The sequence below is a fragment of the Pseudomonas sp. Z5-35 genome, from assembly GCF_051131945.1.
GTDB classification, from domain to species: Bacteria; Pseudomonadota; Gammaproteobacteria; order Pseudomonadales; family Pseudomonadaceae; genus Aquipseudomonas; species Aquipseudomonas marvdashtae.
Genome location: NZ_CP071640.1, coordinates 208,094 through 230,245, shown reverse-complemented (window position 1 = coordinate 230,245; position 22,152 = coordinate 208,094). Strand labels below are relative to the sequence as shown.

The 22,152-nt window shown below is 60.9% G+C and carries 19 protein-coding genes; 5 read left to right on the top strand and 14 right to left on the bottom strand.

The genetic code is table 11. The annotated features are described in order from the left end of the window. Positions 1 to 188: 188 nt before the first annotated feature. Positions 189 to 1,523 carry an ammonium transporter gene (locus J3P95_RS01050; protein WP_434559995.1) on the bottom strand — a complete coding sequence of 445 codons (1,335 nt, stop codon included), beginning with the start codon at positions 1,521 to 1,523 and terminating at the stop codon, positions 189 to 191. Positions 1,524 to 1,556: 33 nt separating this feature from the next. Then, complete coding sequence (glnK, locus tag J3P95_RS01045) at positions 1,557 to 1,895, bottom strand: P-II family nitrogen regulator (RefSeq protein WP_002555808.1); 339 nt, start codon at positions 1,893 to 1,895, stop codon at positions 1,557 to 1,559. A gap of 412 nt (positions 1,896 to 2,307) precedes the next feature. On the opposite strand from glnK, the gene J3P95_RS01040 reads away from it, so the two are divergent. Continuing rightward, positions 2,308 to 2,568: an accessory factor UbiK family protein gene (locus J3P95_RS01040; RefSeq protein ID WP_186633741.1), complete on the top strand. Its 261-nt coding sequence runs from the start codon at positions 2,308 to 2,310 to the stop codon at positions 2,566 to 2,568. A 94-nt stretch (positions 2,569 to 2,662) separates the two neighbouring features. Here the strand turns inward: J3P95_RS01040 and J3P95_RS01035 are convergent, their stop codons facing one another. Together J3P95_RS01035 and J3P95_RS01030 are read right to left on the bottom strand one after the other, a co-directional pair. After that, positions 2,663 to 2,968: a HigA family addiction module antitoxin gene (locus tag J3P95_RS01035; RefSeq protein WP_434559993.1), complete on the bottom strand. Its 306-nt coding sequence runs from the start codon at positions 2,966 to 2,968 to the stop codon at positions 2,663 to 2,665. An 8-nt stretch (positions 2,969 to 2,976) separates the two neighbouring features. After that, positions 2,977 to 3,255: a type II toxin-antitoxin system RelE/ParE family toxin gene (locus J3P95_RS01030; protein ID WP_434579076.1), complete on the bottom strand. Its 279-nt coding sequence runs from the start codon at positions 3,253 to 3,255 to the stop codon at positions 2,977 to 2,979. A gap of 341 nt (positions 3,256 to 3,596) precedes the next feature. Here J3P95_RS01030 and J3P95_RS01025 point away from each other — a divergent pair, with 341 nt between their 5' ends. Further along, on the top strand, positions 3,597 to 5,090 hold the full coding sequence (locus J3P95_RS01025; protein WP_186633732.1) for a YifB family Mg chelatase-like AAA ATPase: 1,494 nt from the start codon (positions 3,597 to 3,599) through the stop codon (positions 5,088 to 5,090). 6 nt (positions 5,091 to 5,096) lie between these two features. Here J3P95_RS01025 and J3P95_RS01020 read toward each other — a convergent pair whose 3' ends face one another. From J3P95_RS01020 to J3P95_RS01010, 3 genes are all read right to left on the bottom strand, one after another. Continuing rightward, on the bottom strand, positions 5,097 to 6,311 hold the full coding sequence (locus J3P95_RS01020) for an aldose 1-epimerase family protein (protein WP_434579078.1): 1,215 nt from the start codon (positions 6,309 to 6,311) through the stop codon (positions 5,097 to 5,099). Positions 6,312 to 6,659: 348 nt separating this feature from the next. Further along, entirely contained in the window at positions 6,660 to 8,636 is a 1,977-nt protein-coding gene (locus tag J3P95_RS01015; RefSeq protein WP_434579080.1) for a methyl-accepting chemotaxis protein, read from the bottom strand. Between the two features lie 189 nt (positions 8,637 to 8,825). Further along, positions 8,826 to 9,746, bottom strand: coding sequence for a LysR substrate-binding domain-containing protein (locus J3P95_RS01010; protein WP_434579082.1), 921 nt, complete (start codon positions 9,744 to 9,746; stop codon positions 8,826 to 8,828). Between the two features lie 158 nt (positions 9,747 to 9,904). Here J3P95_RS01010 and J3P95_RS01005 point away from each other — a divergent pair, with 158 nt between their 5' ends. After that, positions 9,905 to 11,299, top strand: a complete 1,395-nt coding sequence (locus J3P95_RS01005; protein ID WP_434581316.1) for a NorM family multidrug efflux MATE transporter — start codon at positions 9,905 to 9,907, stop codon at positions 11,297 to 11,299. 18 nt (positions 11,300 to 11,317) lie between these two features. On the opposite strand, the gene J3P95_RS01000 is transcribed toward J3P95_RS01005, so the two are convergent. Then, entirely contained in the window at positions 11,318 to 12,988 is a 1,671-nt protein-coding gene (locus J3P95_RS01000) for a putative bifunctional diguanylate cyclase/phosphodiesterase (protein ID WP_434579084.1), read from the bottom strand. 274 nt (positions 12,989 to 13,262) lie between these two features. On the opposite strand from J3P95_RS01000, the gene rep reads away from it, so the two are divergent. Together rep and J3P95_RS00990 are read left to right on the top strand one after the other, a co-directional pair. Then, positions 13,263 to 15,272 carry a DNA helicase Rep gene (gene rep, locus J3P95_RS00995; protein WP_186612688.1) on the top strand — a complete coding sequence of 670 codons (2,010 nt, stop codon included), beginning with the start codon at positions 13,263 to 13,265 and terminating at the stop codon, positions 15,270 to 15,272. A gap of 56 nt (positions 15,273 to 15,328) precedes the next feature. Continuing rightward, the gene (locus J3P95_RS00990; RefSeq protein WP_434559983.1) at positions 15,329 to 15,901 is read left to right on the top strand and encodes a xanthine phosphoribosyltransferase; all 573 of its coding nucleotides are present in this window, start codon (positions 15,329 to 15,331) and stop codon (positions 15,899 to 15,901) included. 54 nt (positions 15,902 to 15,955) lie between these two features. On the opposite strand, the gene J3P95_RS00985 is transcribed toward J3P95_RS00990, so the two are convergent. The 6 genes from J3P95_RS00985 to dadA all read right to left on the bottom strand — a co-directional run bounded on the left by J3P95_RS00985 (position 15,956) and on the right by dadA (position 22,090). Further along, the gene (locus J3P95_RS00985; protein WP_434579086.1) at positions 15,956 to 17,881 is read right to left on the bottom strand and encodes an acetyl-CoA hydrolase/transferase C-terminal domain-containing protein; all 1,926 of its coding nucleotides are present in this window, start codon (positions 17,879 to 17,881) and stop codon (positions 15,956 to 15,958) included. A 136-nt stretch (positions 17,882 to 18,017) separates the two neighbouring features. Then, entirely contained in the window at positions 18,018 to 18,431 is a 414-nt protein-coding gene (locus J3P95_RS00980; protein WP_186634442.1) for a c-type cytochrome, read from the bottom strand. Positions 18,432 to 18,614: 183 nt separating this feature from the next. Next, a complete protein-coding gene (locus J3P95_RS00975; protein WP_047226150.1) occupies positions 18,615 to 19,163 on the bottom strand; it encodes a cupin domain-containing protein in 549 nt (182 codons plus the stop codon). 128 nt (positions 19,164 to 19,291) lie between these two features. Beyond that, positions 19,292 to 20,365, bottom strand: a complete 1,074-nt coding sequence (gene alr, locus J3P95_RS00970; RefSeq protein ID WP_434559979.1) for an alanine racemase — start codon at positions 20,363 to 20,365, stop codon at positions 19,292 to 19,294. Between the two features lie 95 nt (positions 20,366 to 20,460). Then, the gene (locus J3P95_RS00965) at positions 20,461 to 20,814 is read right to left on the bottom strand and encodes a RidA family protein (protein ID WP_434559977.1); all 354 of its coding nucleotides are present in this window, start codon (positions 20,812 to 20,814) and stop codon (positions 20,461 to 20,463) included. Beyond that, entirely contained in the window at positions 20,786 to 22,090 is a 1,305-nt protein-coding gene (dadA, locus tag J3P95_RS00960) for a D-amino acid dehydrogenase (protein ID WP_434559975.1), read from the bottom strand. Before dadA ends, J3P95_RS00965 begins: the two co-directional genes overlap by 29 nt. Positions 22,091 to 22,152: the final 62 nt, after the last annotated feature.

Here is a 22,152-nt window from a genome sequence, read left to right as displayed (position 1 = left end):
GCATTCTAGCGCGCTCTGGGAAAAAACAAAGGGCCTAATATTCCTGCGTTCATGTAAGTCTTTGGCGGTAGAAAAACCCATGTCGCATACACAACAAAAGGCGTCGGAAAAACCAGCACGCCCTGTGAGCAATGACAAAATCCAGACAAAAAAATGCCCGGCGAACCGGGCATTTTTTTACGCGTCGATTACAGGTTGTAACCGCGCTCGTTGTGCTGGGCCAAGTCCAAGCCCACGGCCTCCTCTTCCTCGGAGACACGCAGACCCATGACGGCGTCCAGTACCTTGAGAATGATGAAGGTGACGATGCCGGTGTAGATCACGGTGAAGCCAACACCTTTGAACTGGATCCACACTTGCGCACCGATATCGGTCACGGTGCCGAAGCCACCCAAGGCTGGCGCCGCGAACACGCCGGTGAGGATGGCGCCGAGGATACCGCCGATACCGTGCACGCCAAAGGCATCCAGGGAATCGTCATAGCCCAGTTTACGCTTGAGCGTGGTGGCGCAGAAGAAGCACACCACACCCGCCGCCAAGCCGATGACCAGGGCGCCCATTGGGCCCACGGTGCCAGCAGCAGGGGTAATGGCGACCAGGCCCGCCACCACGCCCGAGGCGATGCCCAGTGCGCTTGGCTTGCCGTGGGTGATCCACTCGGCAAACATCCAGCCCAGCGCTGCGGCAGCAGTAGCGATCTGGGTGACCAGCATCGCCATGCCGGCGGTGCCGTTGGCCGCGACGGCGGAACCGGCGTTGAAACCGAACCAGCCCACCCACAGCATGGCCGCGCCCATCAGGGTGTAACCCAGGTTATGCGGCGCCATTGGCGTGGTCGGGAAGCCTTTGCGCTTGCCCAGCACCAGGCACGCTACCAGGCCCGCGATACCAGCATTGATGTGCACCACGGTGCCGCCGGCGAAGTCCAGCACACCCCAATCCCACATCAGGCCGCCGTTGCCGGACCAGACCATGTGCGCAATCGGCGCGTAAACCAAGGTGAACCACACGCCCATGAAGATCAGCATGGCGGAGAACTTCATCCGCTCGGCGAAGGCGCCGACGATCAGGGCCGGAGTGATGATCGCGAAGGTCATCTGGAAGGTGATGAACACTGCTTCAGGGAACAACGCCGCCGGACCGGTCAGGCTGGCTGGGGTGACGCCCGCCAGGAATGCCTTGCCAAAGCCGCCGATGAAGGAGTTGAAGTTGACGACGCCCTGCTCCATGCCGGTGGTATCGAACGCGATGCTGTAGCCATAGATGACCCACAGGACGCTGATCAGACCGGTAATAGCGAAGCACTGCATCATCACGGAAAGAATGTTTTTCGACCGAACCATGCCGCCGTAGAACAGCGCCAGGCCAGGGATGGTCATGAACAGAACAAGAATCGTGGCCGTCAGCATCCAGGCGGTGTCGCCGGAGTTGAGGACTGGGGCTGCCGCTTCTTCTGCCATGGCCAGGCCAGGCATTGCGAAGGACAACAGGGCTCCTAGCCCTGCGAATTTACGCAGAGTCATATTGTTTTCTCCTGGGGCGTTGGGTTTGACGGCTTAGATAGCGTCGGTATCGGTTTCGCCGGTACGGATGCGAATGGCCTGTTCCAGATTGACCACAAAGATCTTTCCGTCACCAATCTTGCCGGTGTTGGCAGCCTTGGTAATCGCCTCGATGACCCGGTCGAGATCCTTGTCGTCAATGGCGACGTCGATCTTCACCTTGGGCAGGAAGTCGACCACGTATTCCGCGCCTCGATACAGCTCGGTGTGACCTTTCTGCCGCCCGAAGCCTTTGACTTCAGTAACGGTAATGCCCTGCACGCCGATCTCGGACAGCGACTCGCGTACGTCGTCCAACTTGAACGGCTTGATGATGGCAGTGACTAGCTTCATGAAACTCTCTCCCGAATTGGTGGACTTGCCCCAGGAAAACAAACCCGACTCAAGTCTAAGCGCAGTGCCTGGCTTTGTAACGCGTCGTCGGCCCAAGTCGCCCGACTGGCGCCAGCTGACTACTCCTGACGAAACTCCCCGTTCCGCCTTTGCACTGCATTCGTCACAGCGACTGCATCAGTGCATGGGTCACCAGCCACTAAGCAGAAAGCTTGCCATCTGTGCCCAACCCCCTGATTTCAACCCTTTACCCGCTGCGCCAGCCTGCCCCGCGCCACGAACCGCAGCGATACGCACAACAACGGTGCGACGATGCCCGGCACCGTGCGCGAAAAGCGTGCATCCGCGCCTGGCGAATTGACTATAGACACTGCGTGATACACTGCCCGACATCGTTTCCAGGACACCTGCCATGCTTGCGCCAAAAGACCTCCTCGACGCCCTCAGCGGCCACGCCTCCCGCCTGTTGAGCGGCGACACTCCCCTGCCGAAAAGCGAAATCGAAAGCCAGTTCAAGGCGTTGCTGCAAAGCGGCTTCAGCAAGCTGGACCTGGTGAGCCGGGAAGAATTCGACAGCCAGATGGTCGTGCTGGCCCGGACCCGGGCGCGGTTGGAGAGTCTGGAGGCGAAGGTGGCTGAGTTGGAGGCGAGGCTCGGCGCCGACGCAGGATGATTTCGATACGCTGCGAATTCCTGGACGTCTCTGCCCGCTTCGGTATTGAGCTATATACCCTCGCTACAAGCGTGGGGTTCAACCCGCCCTCAAATCAAGCGCACTGAGGGAGGCGTTTGACCTGATCACGGATTACGGAACCTCGCTCGATTTCAGCTTTGCGCAGGTCGTATGTGGACTGCAAATTCAGCCAGAACTCTGCGGTAGTATTCAGACAGATCGATAACCTGAGGGCCATATCGGCGCTCACACCTCGACGCTGCAGCACAATGTCGTTCACCGTTGGTGTTGAGACATTCAACGCCCTTGCCAGGGCCGCCGCTGTAAGACCCGAAGGCTCCAAGTATTCTTCTTTGAGAATTTCGCCGGGATGAACCGGACGCATACCGTTCTTAGTCATTACTCACCTCAGTGATAGTCGACGATTTCTATGTTTTCCGGTCCGTTAGGACTCCAAACAAAACAAACCCGCCATTGTGCGTTGATGCGGACACTGTGTTGCCCTTTGCGATTTCCCTCCAGAGCCTCCAGCCGATTACCGGGTGGAGATTTAAGGTCCGTCAGCACGACAGCCGCATCAAGCATCGCTAGCTTGCGCTCCACCACACTTAAAATACCTGACCACTTGCGAGTTTTACCGTTGCGAAACAGAAACTCGGTTTCCGAACACCTGAAGCTAACGATCATAGATTAAAGCTTAACGTTATGCATTAATCCTGAGTATAGAAGCGCGAATTGGCAAATCAAACAGGCCTTCTCCGTAAATAGCTGCGCTTACAAGAATCTCGGAAAAAGACCACCTCGCAAAATTTCTCCTAGAATCGTTCCCGCTTTTTCCTCACCCACACCCGAACAATTCCGATTGATTCCCACAGAAATGGGCTGTATATCCCCCCGTTCCCGCTTGAATGGCGTATCCGCAACATCCTGCCAACATTTCCCCCTCAACTGCCGCACCCAAGTCCTCTCCCCGGACTAGTCTTCAATAGCCGCAGGACGCGGCTCTTTATTCATTCAAGGAACGCTTCATGTCGCTTGCCATCGTCCACAGCCGCGCCCAGGTGGGAGTGGAGGCTCCTGCCGTTACCGTTGAGGTTCACCTGGCCAATGGCTTGCCATCGCTGACCATGGTCGGCCTGCCAGAAGCCGCCGTGAAGGAAAGCAAGGATCGGGTGCGCAGCGCGATCATCAATTCGGGGCTGAACTTCCCGGCGCGGCGCATCACCCTGAACCTGGCGCCGGCGGATCTTCCAAAGGACGGCGGCCGCTTCGACCTGGCCATCGCCTTGGGAATTCTCTCCGCCAGCGTGCAAGTGCCGACACTGATGCTGGACGACGTTGAATGCCTCGGTGAACTGGCGTTATCCGGCGCCGTTCGGCCTGTGCGCGGCGTACTCCCGGCAGCGCTGGCGGCGCGCAAGGCTGGGCGCATGCTGGTGGTGCCGCGAGCGAACGCCGAGGAAGCCTGCCTGGCATCGGGGTTGAAGGTGATCGCCGTGGATCATCTGCTCGAAGCGGTGGCGCACTTCAATGGCCACACGCCCGTCGAGCCGTTTGTTTCCAACGGGCTGCTTTCGGCCAGCAAGCCTTATCCGGACCTGAGCGAAGTACAAGGCCAGACCGGCGCCAAGCGCGCACTGCTGATCGCTGCGGCGGGGGCTCATAACCTGTTGTTCAGCGGCCCACCTGGCACTGGCAAGACGCTGTTGGCAAGTCGTTTGCCGGGGTTATTGCCACCGTTGGCGGAAAGCGAAGCCCTGGAGGTCGCGGCGATACAGTCTGTCGCCAGTTGCGTGCCGTTGAGCCATTGGCCGCAACGCCCGTTTCGCCAGCCTCATCATTCGGCGTCCGGGCCGGCGCTGGTGGGAGGCGGGTCCAAGCCGCAGCCGGGGGAAATCACCCTCGCCCACCATGGCGTGCTGTTCCTCGATGAACTGCCGGAGTTCGACCGCAAGGTGCTGGAAGTCTTGAGAGAGCCGCTGGAGTCAGGTTTCATCGTGGTTTCGCGGGCCCGAGACCGGGTGCGCTTTCCGGCACGCTTTCAACTGGTGGCAGCGATGAACCCCTGCCCTTGTGGATATCTCGGCGAGCCCAGCGGCCGATGTTCCTGCACGCCGGACATGGTGCAGCGTTACCGCAACAAGCTGTCCGGTCCTTTGCTGGACCGCATCGACCTGCACCTGACTGTCGCCCGGGAAGCCACGGCTCTGACCCCAAGGAGCGAACCGGGTGACGACACGGCCACCGCAGCCGAACGGGTGGCCGAAGCCCGTGAACGCCAGCAAGCACGACAGGGTTGTGCCAATGCGTTCCTCGACCTGCCGGGCCTGCGTCGGCATTGCAAATTGTCAGCAACCGATGAAGCCTGGCTGGAGACCGCCTGCGAACGGTTGACCCTGTCGCTACGAGCCGCCCACCGCTTGCTCAAGGTCGCCCGGACCTTGGCCGACCTCGAGCAGGTTGAACGAATCAGTCGAGAACACCTGGCCGAAGCCCTGCAATATCGGCCGGCTACGCCTTGAAAAGGCTCACGGTTTGCTCAGGTCCACCAACGGTGTCTCTCGTACCTCGATTTTTTGATCGCCCTGGATGTCGTCGATGCGCTTGAGGGCCTTGTCCACGGAAACCTTGTCTGCCAGAAGGCTGTAGTGGATCTGGAATTGCTTGCGCTCTTTCGGTGCGATGGTCGGCACCAGGCCCAGCGGACGCTGGTAGCGGCGGTTATAGGAAAAACTGGTGCCCGGCTCCAGGCCGGTCACGTAGCCCTGGCCTTGGGTGTCGGTGTTTTTCCACAGGGAAAAAACCGGAAGCGTGCCGGTGTTGAAACCCACCGCAACGCCGAGGCTGCCGGCCTTGTTATGCAAGACGGTCAGTGTATCGCCCTTCGCGTCGGCGTATGGCACGACGTTATAGACCGTTTCATCGTAGTCCTTGGTTGGGGCTCGATAGGTTTGCCAGTCTTTCAGGTCGCCCTTGGCCTTGTCGTTGAATGGCGAGACTTGCTTGACCGGCGCTGCGAAGCGAGCACCTTGCTCCAGGAACGGGGTGCTGAAATTGCTGTGGTAAAGCGCCTGGTATTCCTTCGGATAATCGCCATTGTTGGTCAGCGTGTCGTTGAGCGCGAACGTCACGCTGCCGGGCTCAGTGACGAGTTCGGTCTGCACCGAGAAGTCGACTTTCTTGAATGCCTGCTCCTTCAGCTCGCCTCGCAGGGTGATTGCATAGGGCGGTTTCTCGTCGATGTGCAGCGTGACCTTGTTCGCCGGGATATTGGCCGCGCGACCATGCAATGTCAGCAGCTCTCCGTTATCCATACCCGGATGGCCGACCCATTCGTAGCCGCAGCGGGTCACCAGCTCATTGAAACCTTCCAGCCAGCCCAGGCCGCCTCGCCCGTTGAGCTCGATGAACGCCGGGTTGACCACTTCCTTGACCGGCGAATCCCAGCCCATGCGCACATCACCGACCGAGGCTTGCAGCACATTCATGCCTCGGGTCGGGACGACCGATAGCTTCAGGGTGCCGTTATCGATGTCGACCACGCTGACGCCTTCCTGCCGACCTCCGTGCAGGGTGCGCATCGTCACGGAAAATGGCTTGTCGGTCTTGACGCCCAACTGCTGGCTGGTGATTTGCCACGGCTGGGCGGCCTTGTCGGTATCGAGCAAAACGTAATCCCAAGCCATCGCATGGGAGGCAGCACCCAAGGCGCTTAGGGCAACGAGGAGTTTGAGCGAATTCATGAACGGAGCCTTTTCTTGGAGTTGTGCGGTTTTTATAGACTTGAAGAAACGTTTCAGCAAGCCTGAAAACAGCAATTACCTGAAAAAGGAACACAACTGACCAAGACTACCCCAACCCGTGGCGAGGGAGCTTGCTCCCGCTCGGCTGCGTAGCAGTCGCAAAACAGTAAGATGCGGCAGAAAGCAGAGGCCCGCTTCGCAGGCCAGCGGGAGCAAGCTCCCTCGCCACGGGGGACTGGATCGGCTTGAGGTCCGAGCGTTGGGGTTGAAACGGCTGTGGTGAATCACAGCCATCATCGCGAGCAAGCTCCCCAAACGTTTCGGGAGCTTGCTTGGTGATGGAGCGCCTCAGCGGAACCGATCAACCTCTTTGCGCAGGTCCTGCGCCAGGGTTTCCAGTTCCTTGGCGGTGATCGCCAGGTTGGAGACCACTTCGCGCTGCTCGGTGTTGGCCATGGCAATGCTTTGCAGGTTGCTGCTAAGCAGGGTCGCGGTGCTGCTCTGTTCTTGGGTGGCCGTGGTGATCGCCGAGAATTGCTGGCCGGCCGAGCGACTTTGTTCATCGATGCGCGCCAGGGCCATGGCCACATTGGCGTTACGTGACAAGCCTTCCTGCATCAGCAGGTTGCCCTTCTCCATCGTACTGATGGCGTTGCCGGTTTCCTGCTGGATGCTGTTGATCATGCCGGAAATTTCATCAGTAGCCTGACGGGTACGCGACGCCAGGCTGCGCACTTCATCGGCCACCACGGCAAAACCACGGCCCTGCTCGCCCGCGCGGGCAGCTTCGATGGCGGCGTTCAGCGCCAGCAGGTTGGTTTGTTCAGCGATAGACGTAATCACGCCCACGATGCCGCCAATTTCCTGGGAACGCTGGCCCAGGGTGTTGATGACCGTAGCCGTACTGTTCAGCGCGCCAGCTATCTGCTCCAGTGACGATGAAGCTTCGTCCATGGACGTGCGACCAATCTGGGTTTGCTGGGCGTTTTCCTGGGCCAGGCGCTGGGTATTGCCCATGTTGTCGGCAATGTTCAGGGAGGTGGCGCTGAACTCTTCGACCGCGCCGGCCATGCTGGTGATTTCGCCGGACTGTTGTTCCATGCCCTCGTAGGCCCCGCTGGACAACCCGGACAGGGCCTGGGCACGGCTGTTGACCTCTTGCGAGGCTTTGCGGATGTGCTCGACCATGGTCGACAAGGCTTGGCTCATCTGGTTGAACGCGCGGGCCAGCTGGCCGATCTCATCATGGCTCGACACGTTCAGGCGCACGCTCAAATCACCGGCGCCCAACGCTTCGGCCTGACGCACCAAGTCGCCCAACGGCGCCAGTTTGCTGCGCAGCAGCCACATCGCTGACCCGACGGCCAGCAGCATCGCCAGCAAGCTGCCGATAGCCAGTTGCGTACCGACACTCCAGGTCACGGCACTGATTTCAGCTTTCGGCATGCTCGCCACGACGGCCCACGGCCCGCCTTCAAACGGCACGGCAACACTGTAGAATGCTTCTGCGGTGTCGTCCCAGAAGGCCGCTTTACCTGGCTTCTTGACCAGGTTCGTGATGGTTACGGCAGCTTTGTCCAACGCCTGCACGCCTGCTGGCGGCACCAGCCATTTGCTTTGCTCATCCAGCAACGCCAGCGAACCGGTCTTGCCGATGCGGAAGCGCTTGAGGTTCTCGAACTGTGCATTCTGTGCATCGGTGTAATCGAAGCCTACGTACAACACGGCGATGATCTTGCCGCTGCTGTCGCGAACCGGCGTGTACTGCGACATGTAGAAACGCCCGAACAGCAGCGCCCGGCCGATATAGCTCTGCCCGCTGATCACTGGGCCGTAGGCCGGACCGGCGCGGTCGAGCACGGTGCCGATGGCCCGCGTGCCGTCCTGTTTGCTGACCGAAGTGCTGACCCGGATGAAATCGTCGCCGCTGCGCACGAATATCGTGGCCACCCCGGCGGTCATCGTCTTGAAGTCATCGACTTCCTTGAAATTGTTGTTCAGGACTTCGCTGCCCAGGCTCAAGCCCGGGGTTTGTACGCCCGCCACCGCCACCGGTTGGTCAGGATGCACGCTCAGGCCCGCGCTGAAGCGCTTTTCAAACAGACCGGCCAACCGCTGAGTGCTCTCGCGCAAAGTGCCATGGAATGTATTGAGCTGATCGGCCATCAGGCGAGCTTCGCTGGCCAGGTGCTCTTCACGGGTGGCAAGGTTGGCGGTGTCCAGCGAGCGCAAGGCGAAGACGGTACTGCCGGTGATCACTATCGCCAGTATCACAGCGAGGGCAAGGCCAAGCTGAGAGGCGATCCGGGCGCGAGGTTGAGACATGACGGCTCCTGGCCGAGAGACTGGGATCGTCCTGATCACGTCACGCGCTCGGCTATTTTTTGGGTGATGGGTGTAGGCAGTCCCTTTCTGATACGAAAGTACTACCTCCACACCTTCGGCGGCGAAACCAAATACTTGAGCGATTCGGGAGGATTAATATCAAGTGGCTAGCACTGGCGCTGCAACGGTTCAGCCAAGACGCTTCACGTCGGGAAGCTGCATGGCCGTGACCTCGCTTTGCAAAAAATCGCTGAGCCGGCGCAAACGTTCACCACCGGGACGAGTCTTCGGCCAGACGAGGTAATAGTGCTCACCGCTGGCGACCGCAGTTGGCCACGGCAGGCTCAAGCGCCCCTGGGCGACGTCCTCGGCGACCATCAGCAAATCCCCCATGGACACGCCGTAGCCGCGCGCCGCAGCGATCATGCCCAGTTCCAGCGTGTCGAACACTTGCCCGCCCTTGAGCGAAACCTTGTCGGCCAACCCCATGCGCTGCAGCCAGTTGCGCCAGTCACGGCGATCCGGTGTGGGATGCAGCAGTTCGGCACTGGCCAACCGCGCCAGATCCCAAGGTTGGTCGTTCAACAGGTTCGGCGCGCCGACCGGAATCAACTCCTCGGGGAACAGCAGGCTGGCTTCCCAATCCGCCGGAAAATGCCCATTGCCCAGCAGTACCGCGCAATCGAAAGGCTCGGTATTGAAGTCCACCGAGTCGATGTCCATCCAGGCGCTGGTCAATTGCACCTCGTTGCCGGGCTGCAAGTGCCGAAAACGGCTCAGCCGCGCCAACAGCCAACGCATGGTCAGGGTCGAGGGTGCTTTCATGCGCAGGATGTCGTCTTCCCCGTGCAAGGTATGACAGGCGCGCTCCAGCGCCATGAACCCTTCTCGCACGCCCGGCAACAGCAAACGCGCCGACTCGGTCAGCTGCAAATTGCGGCCGCTGCGCTGGAACAACCGACAGGCGAAGTGATCTTCCAACGTGCGGATGTGCCGGCTGACCGCGCTTTGCGTGATCGACAACTCTTCAGCAGCCCGGGTGAACGAGCTGTACCGCGCCGCCGCTTCGAATGCACGCAGCGCATAAAGAGGAGGAAGACGACGAGACATGGCGAAGCTCCATGAAGGCGATATCGGCACCCTAGCAGAATGCGCCCCGGCATGAGTTTTAATCATGCCAGCAATCGTATTTATCCTTTTGTGCAAACCACCGCGAGCGCCGAGAATCGACGCTTTACTGCCTTGTTTGAACATGGAGCGTGATGATCATGCAGCATCCGGCGCGTACTGAACTCTGGGCCATCCTGCGGCTGGCGGGGCCGTTGATTGCCTCGCAGTTGGCACACATGCTGATGGTGCTGACCGACACCCTGATGATGGCGCGCCTGAGTCCCGAAGCCCTGGCCGGCGGCGGGCTCGGGGCGGCCACTTATTCGTTCGTCTCGATTTTCTGCATCGGCGTGATCGCGGCGGTGGGTACATTGGTTGCGATTCGCCAGGGCGCCGGCGATATTGAAGGCGCTACCCGGCTGACCCAGGCCGGATTATGGCTGGCCTGGTTGATGGCGCTGGTGGCGGGTTTGCTGCTGTGGAACCTCAAGCCGGTGCTGCTGATGTTCGGCCAGACCGAAACCAACGTGCTGTCCGCCGGCCAGTTCCTGCTGGCGCTGCCGTTCGCCCTGCCCGGCTACTTGAGCTTCATGGCCCTGCGCGGCTTCACCAGTGCCATCGGCCGGGCCACACCGGTCATGGTGATCAGCCTCGGCGGCACGGTGGCCAACTTCCTGCTCAACTACGCGCTGATTACCGGTATGTTCGGCCTGCCAAGTCTCGGCTTGATGGGAATCGGCCTGGTAACGGCCATCGTCGCCAACTGCATGGCTCTGGCACTCGCCTGGCACATCCATCGCCACTCGGCCTACCGTGCCTATCCATTGCTCAAAGGCTTGTCACGGCCCAATCGCCAGTACCTCAAGGAGCTGTGGCGCCTGGGCCTGCCGATTGGCGGCACCTACGCGGTCGAAGTCGGTTTGTTCGCGTTCGCCGCGCTGTGCATGGGCACGATGGGCAGCACGCAATTGGCGGCGCACCAGATCGCTCTGCAAATCGTCTCGGTGGCGTTCATGGTCCCGGCGGGTATGTCCTACGCCATCACCATGCGCATCGGCCAGCACTACGGCGCCGGACAGCTGCCGATGGCGCGCCTGGCCGGGCGGGTCGGGATCGGCTTTGGCGCGGCCGTCATGCTGGCCTTTGCCATGGTGTTCTGGCTGCTGCCGAACCAGCTGATTGGCCTGTTCCTGGACCACAACGACCCGGCCTTTCGAGGGGTCATCGACCTGGCAGTCAGCCTGCTGGCCGTGGCGGCGTGGTTCGAGCTGTTCGACGGCGCGCAAACCATTGCCATGGGCTGCATCCGTGGCTTGAAGGACGCCAAGACCACGTTCCTGGTGGGTTTGGGTTGCTATTGGCTGATCGGCGCACCGGCCGCCTGGTGGATGGCCTTTCATCTGCATTGGGGACCGACTGGCGTTTGGTGGGGCCTGGCCCTGGGTCTGGCCTGCGCGGCGGTGAGCCTGACGTTGGCGTTCGAGTGGAAGATGAAGCGGATGATGCGCAGTGAGCCTGGGCAGCAGGATTTCGAGGCCATCCAGGCCAAGTGAAATCCAACAAAGATTGCTTCAGGTTCCGGCTTCCTGGACTGCCTGGCCACCTTCGAACGTCAGGTACTCGACCAATTCGGGTAACGGCAACGGTTTGCTGATCAGGAAACCCTGCACCTGATCGCAACCGAAACCACGGAGCAAGTCCAGTTGCTCCGGGGTTTCGACGCCTTCGGCCACCACCTCCAGGTTGAGGTTATGGGCCAGGTTGATCATCGCGTGCACCAGTTTGCGATTCTCTTCGCGCTGCTCCATGCCGCCGACGAAGCTCTTGTCGATCTTGAGCAGGGCGATGGGCAAGCTATTGAGGTGCACGAATGAGGAGAACCCGGTGCCGAAGTCGTCCAAGGAGAAGCGCACCCCCAGCCGACCCAGGGCGTCCATGGTCTGCTTGACCAGGTCGCTGCGGCGCATGACCGCGGTTTCAGTGAGTTCGAACTCCAGCCACTGGGCCTCGACGCCCCGCTCGGCGATCAATCGGCTGAGGGTCGGCAACAGCTGGCTGTCCTGGAACTGCCGGAACGACAGGTTTATCGCCATGTGCAACGGCGCCAATCCTCGCTCGCGCAGGGCCTGCATGTCCCGCAGCGCCCGGGAGATCACCCAATAGCCCAACGGCACGATCAAGCCGCTCTGCTCGGCCAACGGCACGAACTCGCTCGGCGGCAATAGTCCGCGCTCACCGTGACGCCAGCGCACCAGGGCTTCGAGGCCAACGATCGTTCCATCAGCAAGGTTCAGCCGGGGCTGGTAATGCAACTCCAGCTCATCGCGGCGCAGCGCCCGGCGCAATTCGGTTTCCAGGTCGGCGAGGCTGCGGGCATTGCGATTGATACGCTCGTTGAAGATATGAAAGGTGCAGCCTTGCGTGCTCTTGGCCTGCTGCATGGCGATATGGGCGTGCCACATCAGCGGGTCGGCACCGGCCTGTGCCCGGGCGTGGGCGATACCCAGGCTGCAACCGATCAACAGGCTTTCGCCGTCCACCCAGTAAGGCTCGGCCATGGCTTCGATGATGCGCTCGGCCATCCACTCCGCTCGCTGGGGCGCGCGGCGGGTGTCGATCAGCAAGGCGAACTCGTCGCTGCCCAGCCGCGCCAGTTGATCTCCGGCCTCAAGCGACCCCTTGAGACGCGAGACCACCTGCAGGATCAGGCGGTCCCCGGCCTGGTGGCCTAGCGCGTCGTTGGCGTGACGAAAGTTGTCGAGGTCAAGGTGACCGAGCGCCAGGCCACGGCCATCGTTCTCGGCCAGGCGCGCCGCCAGCAAGGTCTGGAAGCCCTGGCGGTTGGCGATGCCCGTCAGCGGGTCCTGCTCGGCGAGCCGTTGCAAGGTGTTTTCCAGCACGCCACGCTCTCGCACGTGTCGCAGGCAACGACGCAGTGTCGCCTCATCGAGTACGTCACGCACCAGCCAGTCGCTGACGCCGTCCGGCGGGGTCGAAGGCTCGTGCTCAAGCAAGAGGACCGTTGGCAGACGGCAGCGACCGGGCGCAGGCTGCAAGCTCGCAACAGTCAGCAGCACCGCGTTGCGGTTGTCTTCAAACAGGCTGCTGACCGACTCCCAGCTCGGGGCGCTGATCAACACGACCGAGGGCCTCATGGGCGCCAGGCACTCGCGCAATATCGCTGACCACTCAGGCGTTTCGGCCAACAACAGCAAACGCAAGGGTTCGACAGGCGTAGACAAGCTGACTCCCTAGACTCTGCAAGGTGGTAGGCGCAGGGCATTATGACTCGCCAATGGGCAATCACCAATGCCAATGGTTCTCAAACACAAGCTTTTAACGCTTTTCACAACTGAAAAACGAACGTTAGACCTAAATCCCGTCCGCATCCTGAGCGAAAGTAACAAAAGCGGCAAATAGAGATGACGTTCGCCGTCACAAGTCGGACAGAGCAGCACAATTCTGCGAGCCTGTTAAAATGCCGGCCCATTTGGCAAACGACTCCCTGAACCCGTCATGTCCCGACTCAATCCCCGGCAGCAAGAAGCCGTGAACTATGTCGGCGGCCCTCTTTTGGTGCTCGCCGGCGCAGGCTCCGGCAAGACCAGCGTGATCACCCGCAAGATCGCGCACCTGATCCAGAATTGTGGCATCCGCGCCCAGTACATCGTCGCCATGACGTTCACCAACAAGGCCGCCCGGGAAATGAAGGAGCGGGTCGGTGGCCTGTTGCGCGCCGGCGAAGGCCGCGGCCTGACGGTCTGCACCTTCCACAACCTGGGCCTGAACATCATCCGCAAGGAACACGCGCGACTGGGCTACAAACCGGGCTTCTCGATTTTCGACGAGACTGACGTCAAGGCCTTGATGACGGACATCATGCAGAAGGAATACTCGGGCGACGACGGTGTCGACGAGATCAAGAACATGATCGGGTCCTGGAAAAATGACCTGGTCCTGCCGCCCGAGGCCCTGGAAAACGCCCGCAACCCCAAGGAGCAGACCGCTGCCATCGTCTACGCCCACTACCAGCGCACGCTCAAGGCGTTCAACGCGGTGGACTTCGACGATCTCATCCTGTTGCCGGTCAAGCTGTTCCAGGACCACGCCGACATTCTCGAGAAATGGCAGAACAAGGTCCGCTACCTGCTGGTGGACGAATACCAGGACACCAACGCCAGCCAGTATCTGCTGGTGAAGCTGCTGATCGGCAAGCGCAACCAGTTCACCGTGGTGGGCGACGACGACCAGTCGATCTATGCCTGGCGTGGCGCACGTCCGGAAAACCTGATGCTGCTCAAGGACGACTATCCGTCGCTCAAAGTGGTGATGCTGGAGCAGAACTACCGCTCCACCAGCCGCATCCTGCGCTGCGCCAACGTGCTGATCTCCAACAACCCCCACGAATTCGAAAAGCAGCTGTGGAGCGAAATGGGCCACGGCGACGAGATCCGCGTGATCCGTTGCCGCAACGAAGACGCCGAAGCCGAGCGCGTCGCTATGGAAATCCTCAGCCTGCACCTGCGTACCGACCGGCCGTACAGCGACTTTGCGATCCTGTACCGCGGCAACTACCAGGCCAAGTTGATCGAGCTGAAATTGCAGCATCACCAGATCCCCTATCGCCTGTCGGGGGGCAACAGCTTCTTTGGTCGCCAGGAGGTGAAGGACCTGATGGCCTACTTCCGCCTGATCGTAAACCCGGACGACGACAACGCCTTCCTGCGGGTGATCAACGTGCCGCGTCGGGAAATCGGTTCGACCACCCTGGAAAAACTCGGCAACTACGCCACGGAGCGCAAGATATCGATGTACGCCGCCACCGACGAAATCGGCTTGGGCGAACACCTGGACAGCCGCTTCACCGACCGCCTGGCGCGCTTCAAGCGCTTCATGGACAAGGTCCGCGAACAGTGCGCCGGGGAAGATCCGATTTCAGCGCTGCGCAGCATGGTCATGGACATCGATTACGAGAACTGGCTGCGCACCAATAGCTCCAGCGACAAGGCCGCCGACTACCGCATGAGCAACGTCTGGTTTTTGATCGAGGCGTTGAAGAACACGTTGGAAAAAGACGAAGACGGCGACATGACTGTCGAAGACGCCATCGGCAAATTGGTGCTGCGCGACATGCTCGAGCGCCAGCAGGAAGAGGAAGAAGGCGCTGAGGGCGTGCAGATGATGACCCTTCACGCCTCCAAGGGCCTGGAATTCCCTTACGTGTTCATCATGGGCATGGAAGAGGAAATCCTGCCGCACCGTTCCAGTATCGAAGCCGACACCATCGAAGAAGAACGGCGCCTGGCCTACGTCGGGATTACCCGGGCACGCCAGACGCTGGCCTTTACCTTTGCCGCCAAGCGCAAGCAGTACGGCGAAGTGATCGACTGCGCGCCGAGCCGCTTTCTCGATGAGCTGCCGCCGGACGACCTCGCCTGGGAAGGCAACGACGACACGCCGACGGAAGTCAAAGTCGTTCGCGGCAACAGTGCCCTGGCCGATATACGCGCAATGCTGAAGCGCTAAAATTACCTTTTTTTCACCGAAACTCAGGCGCTGAACGCGTCATCAGAGGAGGCTTCATGGAAGCCCTGCAGCAGAAAATTCGTGAACAAGGCATCGTGCTTTCCGATCAGGTCCTGAAAGTCGACGCTTTCCTGAACCACCAGATCGACCCGCACTTGATGAAGCTGATCGGCGACGAATTTGCCGCGTTGTTCAAGGATTCGGGCATCACCAAGATCGTCACCATCGAAGCCTCGGGCATTGCCCCGGCGATCATGACCGGCCTGAACCTCGGCGTACCGGTGATCTTTGCCCGCAAGCAGCACTCCCTGACCCTGACGGAGAACCTGCTCTCGGCCACCGTGTACTCATTCACCAAGAGAACCGAAAGCACCGTAGCCATCAGCCCGCGCCACCTGACCAGCAGCGACCGCGTGCTGATCATCGATGACTTCCTGGCCAACGGCAAAGCTTCCCAGGCGTTGATTTCCATCATCAAGCAGGCCGGCGCGACCGTCGCCGGGCTGGGCATCGTGATCGAGAAATCGTTTCAGGGAGGCCGCGCGGAACTGGATGCCCAGGGCTATAGAGTCGAATCCCTGGCGCGGGTGAAATCGCTGGCGGGTGGGGTCGTGACGTTCCTCGACTGACGCCCCGATAGCCTTGTGGGAATGGATTTGCTCGCTCCCAAGGGTTGTGTCCGCTCAGTGGATCGCGGTGGCCTTGAGCCCCGCGAGCAACAAGCGCTGGGACAGCTCCTCCTTCAGGCCTTCAGGGTTCGTCAACTGCATCCGCTCCAGATGCCCGGCATACTCCCATGGCTCCGGAGCATCGAGCGCGGCTTTGCCCAGCTCCAGGATTTCGGTGAGCTTGAACTTGCTTTTAAGCCAGTTCAGCGCCCGCAGCAAATCGCGCTCCAGCCCATCGAAATCGCAGCCCAACGGGTACTCCGGAAACAGATTCGGATGCCGCGCCTGGATCGCCTGCAAACGCTCCGACGTGTTGTCGGCGAAACGCGGATCGAGACGAAAGTCCTTTGGCAGTTTGCCGGCGCTTTGTGCCTGCTCGATCAGCCCAGGCTGGAAGCGTGAATCGCTGATGTTCAGCAACGCTTCGATCACGGCGGCGTCGGTCTTGCCGCGCAAGTCAGCGATGCCGTACTCGGTCACCACGATGTCCCGCAGGTGCCGGGGAATTGTGCAGTGGCCGTACTCCCAGACGATATTCGAACTGATCACGCCCCCCGATTCGCGCCAGCTGCGCAAGAGCAGGATCGAGCGGGCCCCTTCCAGCGCATGCCCCTGGGCAACGAAGTTGTACTGGCCGCCCACACCACTGAGCACCCGCCCGTCCTCCAACTGGTCAGCCACCCCGGCGCCCATGAGCGTCATGGTGAAGACGGTGTTGATGAAGCGCGCATCGAGTCGCTGCAAGCGCTTGAGCTGTTCTTGGCCGTACAGCTCGTTGATGTAGCTGATGCGGGTCATGTTGAATTCGAAGCGCCGGCTCTGCGGCAGTTCGCGCAAGCGCTCATAAAAGCTGCTCGGACCGAGGAAAAAACCGCCATGAATGCAAATGCCGTCAGGTTGCGCCGCCTCGTCGAGAGTCCCTGCGTTGGCCTGTTCCTGGGTCGGTTCGTCGGGATAGACCTTGCGCCGAATGATTCCGGCCTCCGCCAACACCAGCAGACCGTTGACGAACATTTCGCTGCAACCGTACAGCCCCTTGGCAAACGGCTCGACCCCACCCTCGCGCTCGATCAACTGCGCCCACTGGCTGAGGTTCACGTCGGCGAGCAGCGCCTGGTAACCGGCGTTATCGGCCTGACGCGCCAACAACGCCGCCGTCAACGCATCGCCCATCGAGCCGATGCCGATCTGCAGCGTACCGCCGTCGCGCACCAGGGTGCTGGCGTGCAGGCCGATCAAATGATCCTGGAACCCCACCGGCATGTTCGGCGTGGAGAACAGCGTGTGGCTGTCCTTTTCATCGATCAGCAGGTCGAAGCCGTCGATGCCGATTTCCGCGTCGCCCGGCATGTAGGGCAAATCGCTGTGGACCTGCCCCACTATGAGAATGGTTTCCCCCGCCTCGCGCCGCTTGGCGACCATGGGCAACAGGTCCAGGGTAATGTCCGGGTTGCAGCTCAGGCTCAGGCGATCCGGATGCTCCGGGTCGCTGGCCACCAGCTGCGCGATCAGGTTCAGGCCCATCGCGTTGATGTCCCGGGCCGCGTGGCTGTAGTTGCTGCTGACGTAGTCCTGCTGGGCGGATGCACTGTGCAACAAGCTGCCCGGTTGCATGAAGAATTGCTGGACGCGAATGTTCGCCGGCAGGCTGTCGCGCTGCAGGTCGGCAAGGTAATCAAGCTCGGGATAGTCGCCGAAGACCCTCTCGACAAACGGCTCGAGGAAGCGCTTCTGCAACCCGTCGCCGAGGTTCGGCCGGCCCAGGCTCAGCGCCGTATAGATGGTCAGCTGCCGCTCGGGCAGTTGCGCGATGCGCCGGTACAGCGCGTTGGCGAACAGATTGGGCTTGCCCAGCCCCAGAGGCATGCCGAGGTGGATATGCGCGGGCAAGCGCTCGAGCACGTCATCCACCGCCTGTTCGATTGAACACAACTGAACCATCCGACCCTCCGGGACATTCCATGAATGTGGGTTGGACCGAGCTTGCCGGGTCTTGGTTGCGATGAACAGCCTGGAAAAAAGACCCAGGCGCAAAAAAGCCGCTCGTAAGCGGCTTTTCGTGAAAGATCCCGGAGGATTACAGACCGGACATCTCTTTGATAGCACCCTTGAGTTCTTCATCGGTGCAATCGGCGCAGGTGCCCTTAGGCGGCATCGCGTTCACGCCGGTGATGGCCTTGGCCAGAATGCCGTCGAGGCCGCCTTGATGGTCGGCACGCTCTTTCCAGGCAGCCTTGTCACCGACTTTCGGCGCGCCCAGCAGGCCGGTGCCGTGGCACGCGTTGCAATGTTTGGCGATGACATCCTTGGGTGCCTTGGCACCACCGGCGCCGCCAGCCGAGGCCACGACTTCCATACCCTTGCATTCCTTGCCCTGAACGCAAACCTGGCCAACGGGTTCGAGGCGCTTGGCGATTTCGTCGTTGGGCGCCGCTTGGGCGCTCGCAGCCCATAGGGCCAATACGGTTGCTGGTGCAGCCAGCATTTTCATAATTAGGTTCACGCGTACACCCTCAATGGTGGCTAGTCACGCCTGCGGCCACGGTTTGCAGGCGGGCGCAAGTATAGCGGTAAGCCTGTCACTCTGAAACAACCCCAAAGTCGCAAGGGTCTTGTTCGTCACGACAGCCCAACGTGCGGGCGCCTTTGCCATCCGGGCTTGGCGCCTCTTTGTTTAGAAATTGGCCGGTGTGGCTGCGCTGATCAGTCGCGCCGGAGCATCGAACGGATTGCGAAAACGGTGAGGCTTGGTGCTTTCAAAATAGTAGCTGTCGCCTGCCTCGAGCACGAAAGTTTCGGCACCGACCACCAGCTCCAGCCGTCCTTCCACCAGAATCCCGGTTTCCTCGCCTTCGTGGGTGAGCATCTCGTCACCGGTGTCGGCGCCTGGCGGATAGATTTCGTTCAAAAAGGCAATCGCCCGGCTTGGATGGGCCCTGCCCACCAGTTTCATGGTCACGGCGCCGTCGGAGATGTCGATCAGTTCGTTGGCTTTATAGACGATCTGGGTCGGTTTCTCCTGGAGGATTTCTTCGGAGAAAAACTCGACCATGGACATGGGAATCCCGCCAAGGACCTTGCGCAGCGAGCTGATCGAGGGGCTCACGCTGTTTTTCTCGATCATCGAAATGGTGCTGTTGGTGACGCCCGCGCGCTTGGCGAGTTCACGCTGGGAAAGGCCTTTGAGTTTACGAATGGATTGCAGTCGTTCACCGACGTCCAATGCTGGAGCCTCCAGGGAATCAGGTTGTGTGGAAAGTGAGCGTTATCATGGCGACAGCGTTCAGTATTTACAACACCTTGGCCCGAATCCTGTGCGGCGAAGCGACTTTCGGTAGGCTGCGTTTTGCCTCAGGTCCCGGAATAGAGCCGTGGCACTCGTCGCAGGTTGCAGAAAATCTGGTAGGGAATGGTGTCGGCGGCTTTCGCGACATCGCTGGCGAGGATGTTTTTGCCCCACAGCTCCACGGTCGAGCCGAGCCCGGCCTGAGGAATATGGGTCAGGTCCACGCACAGCATGTCCATCGATACTCGTCCGACCAGCTGGCTGCGCTGGCCATCCACCAGGACCGGCGTACCGTTCGGCGCCTGGCGCGGGTAGCCGTCGGCATAGCCCATGGCAACCACGCCGACCCGGGTCGGTTGCGCCGTCACGAAGCGAGCACCGTAGCCCACCGGCTCGCCGGCGGGAAGCTCGCGCACGCTGATGATCCTGGACTCCAGTGTCATGACCGGTTGCAGGCGCGAAGCCACGGCATTGGCTTCCTCGAACGGCGTCGCACCGTACAGCATGATGCCTGGCCTTACCCAATCGCTCGGTATTTGCGGCCAACCCAGAACCGCCGGCGAATTGCGCAGGCTGACCTCGGCCGCCAAGCCCTGGCGGGTCTGCTCGAACACGGTCAGTTGTTGCAGGCTGCAGGGGTCATGCAACTCGTCGGCGCGGGCGAAGTGGCTCATCAGTACGATCTTCGCCACCTTGCCGCTCGCCAACAGGCGACGATACGCCGCCTGATAGTCGGTCGGGTGCAATCCGACCCTATGCATGCCTGAATCGAGCTTGAGCCAGACCGTGATCGGCGCGCCCAATGTTGCGCGTTCAATCGCTTCGAGCTGCCACAACGAATGCACCACGCACCAGAATTCGTGCTCGACGATCAACGGCAGTTCATCGGCCTCGAAGAATCCCTCCAACAGCAGGATCGGTCCGGCAATCCCACCGGCCCGCAGCTCCAGGGCTTCTTCGATGCAAGCCACGGCGAACCCGTCGGCCGTTTCCTGCAAGGCCTCGGCGCAGCGCACCGCGCCATGCCCATAGGCGTCTGCCTTGATCACGGCAAGGGCCTTGGCCCCGGTAACTTCGCGGGCCAGTTGGTAGTTGTGACGCAAGGCTTGGAGATCGATCAGGGCGCGGGCAGGACGCATGGCGGCAGGCTTCTAGGCGGACATGAATAAAAAACCGGCGCGGGCTGGCAGGATGGACCACCCACAGCGCCGGGAGAGGGATCGTTTGGCCGGTATTAAGGCAGCGCAGCCACGACGGACAGCTCCACCAGGATCTCTGGCTCACACAGCTTGGCCTCCACCGTGGCCCGGGCCGGGGCGACGCCTTTGGGTAACCATTTGTCCCAGACCGCGTTCATGCCTGCGAAGTGAGCCTCGATTTCCTTCAGGTAGATCGTCACCGATAACAGTCGCGTCTTGTCGGTCCCGGACAGGTCAAGCAGACGTTCGACGTTGGCCAAAGCCTCGCGGGTCTGCTGTTCGATACCGGCGCTCATGTCGTCGCCGACCTGCCCGGCCAGATAAACGGTGCCGTTGTGCAGGACGACCTGACTCATGCGGTCATTGGTGAGCTGGCGCTGTATTGACATGTTTCGCGGACTCCTGAGGTTTGCTGCCATAACGGGAAATATCGAGGCCTTCGGCGCTGATCTGCGGCTTTTTCTTCGCCATCAGATCCGCCAGCAAGCGACCGGAACCGCACGCCATGGTCCATCCGAGGGTGCCGTGGCCGGTATTGAGGAACAGGTTCTTGAACGGCGTGGCGCCGACGATCGGCGTGCCGTCCGGGGTGGTCGGACGCAGGCCGGTCCAGAAGCTGGCCTGGGCCAGATCGCCGCCCAGAGGATAAAGGTCGTTGACGATCATCTCCAGGGTTTCACGCCGGCGCGGATTGAGCGAGAGGTCAAAACCAGCAATTTCCGCCATGCCGCCGACGCGAATGCGGTTGTCGAAACGGGTGATAGCGACCTTGTAGGTTTCGTCGAGAATGGTCGAGGTCGGTGCCATCGCCGGGTCGGTGATCGGCACGGTCAGCGAATATCCCTTGAGCGGGTATACCGGCGCACGAATACCCAGCGGCTTGAGCAATTGCGGCGAGTAGCTGCCTAGGGCGAGGACGTAACGGTCGGCGGTTTCCAGCTTGCCGTCGATCCAGACGCCGTTGATGCGATCGCCGGCAAAATCCAGGCGCTCGATGTTCTGGTCAAAGCGGAACTGCACGCCGAGCTTCACCGCCATTTCCGCCAGGCACGTGGTAAACATCTGGCAATCGCCGGTCTGGTCGTTAGGGAGGCGCAAAGCACCGGCCAGGATGTTGGTGACATTGGCCAAGGCCGGCTCGACCCGGGCGATGCCTTCGCGGTCGAGTACTTCGAACGGTACACCGGATTCTTTCAACACGGCGATGTCTTTTGCCGCACCATCGAGCTGGGCCTGTGTGCGGAACAGCTGGGTAGTCCCCAGGCTGCGGCCTTCGTAGGCAATACCGGTTTCGGCACGCAACTCGTCAAGGCAGTCGCGGCTGTACTCGGACAGGCGGACCATGCGCTCCTTGTTGATCGCATAACGATTGGCGGTGCAGTTGCGCAACATCTGCGCCATCCACAGGTACTGGTCGATGTCGGCGGTGGCCTTGATCGCCAGCGGCGCGTGGCGCTGCAACAGCCATTTGATCGCCTTGAGCGGCACGCCCGGCGCGGCCCACGGCGAGGCGTAACCCGGCGATACCTGGCCGGCGTTGGCGAAACTGGTTTCCATGGCAGGCGCCGGCTGACGGTCGACCACCACTACTTCAAACCCGGCACGGGCCAGATAGTAAGCACTGACGGTACCGATGACGCCGCTACCCAAGACCAGAACGCGCATGTTGAAGCCCTCATCGCGGATAACCGCTGACGTTTGTTATACAAAGCCGTATTGAGCGCAGT

Bases quoted from the DNA above. Each gene is read 5' to 3' on its own strand.
- J3P95_RS01050 (WP_434559995.1), bottom strand. From the start codon at position 1,523: ATGACTCTGCGTAAATTCGCAGGGCTAGGAGCCCTGTTGTCCTTCGCA.
- glnK (WP_002555808.1), bottom strand. From the start codon at position 1,895: ATGAAGCTAGTCACTGCCATCATCAAGCCGTTCAAGTTGGACGACGTA.
- J3P95_RS01040 (WP_186633741.1), top strand. From the start codon at position 2,308: ATGCTTGCGCCAAAAGACCTCCTCGACGCCCTCAGCGGCCACGCCTCC.
- J3P95_RS01035 (WP_434559993.1), bottom strand. From the start codon at position 2,968: ATGACTAAGAACGGTATGCGTCCGGTTCATCCCGGCGAAATTCTCAAA.
- J3P95_RS01030 (WP_434579076.1), bottom strand. From the start codon at position 3,255: ATGATCGTTAGCTTCAGGTGTTCGGAAACCGAGTTTCTGTTTCGCAAC.
- J3P95_RS01025 (WP_186633732.1), top strand. From the start codon at position 3,597: ATGTCGCTTGCCATCGTCCACAGCCGCGCCCAGGTGGGAGTGGAGGCT.
- J3P95_RS01020 (WP_434579078.1), bottom strand. From the start codon at position 6,311: ATGAATTCGCTCAAACTCCTCGTTGCCCTAAGCGCCTTGGGTGCTGCC.
- J3P95_RS01015 (WP_434579080.1), bottom strand. From the start codon at position 8,636: ATGTCTCAACCTCGCGCCCGGATCGCCTCTCAGCTTGGCCTTGCCCTC.
- J3P95_RS01010 (WP_434579082.1), bottom strand. From the start codon at position 9,746: ATGTCTCGTCGTCTTCCTCCTCTTTATGCGCTGCGTGCATTCGAAGCG.
- J3P95_RS01005 (WP_434581316.1), top strand. From the start codon at position 9,905: ATGCAGCATCCGGCGCGTACTGAACTCTGGGCCATCCTGCGGCTGGCG.
- rep (WP_186612688.1), top strand. From the start codon at position 13,263: ATGTCCCGACTCAATCCCCGGCAGCAAGAAGCCGTGAACTATGTCGGC.
- J3P95_RS00990 (WP_434559983.1), top strand. From the start codon at position 15,329: ATGGAAGCCCTGCAGCAGAAAATTCGTGAACAAGGCATCGTGCTTTCC.
- J3P95_RS00985 (WP_434579086.1), bottom strand. From the start codon at position 17,881: ATGGTTCAGTTGTGTTCAATCGAACAGGCGGTGGATGACGTGCTCGAG.
- J3P95_RS00980 (WP_186634442.1), bottom strand. From the start codon at position 18,431: ATGAAAATGCTGGCTGCACCAGCAACCGTATTGGCCCTATGGGCTGCG.
- alr (WP_434559979.1), bottom strand. From the start codon at position 20,365: ATGCGTCCTGCCCGCGCCCTGATCGATCTCCAAGCCTTGCGTCACAAC.
- J3P95_RS00965 (WP_434559977.1), bottom strand. From the start codon at position 20,814: ATGTCAATACAGCGCCAGCTCACCAATGACCGCATGAGTCAGGTCGTC.
- dadA (WP_434559975.1), bottom strand. From the start codon at position 22,090: ATGCGCGTTCTGGTCTTGGGTAGCGGCGTCATCGGTACCGTCAGTGCT.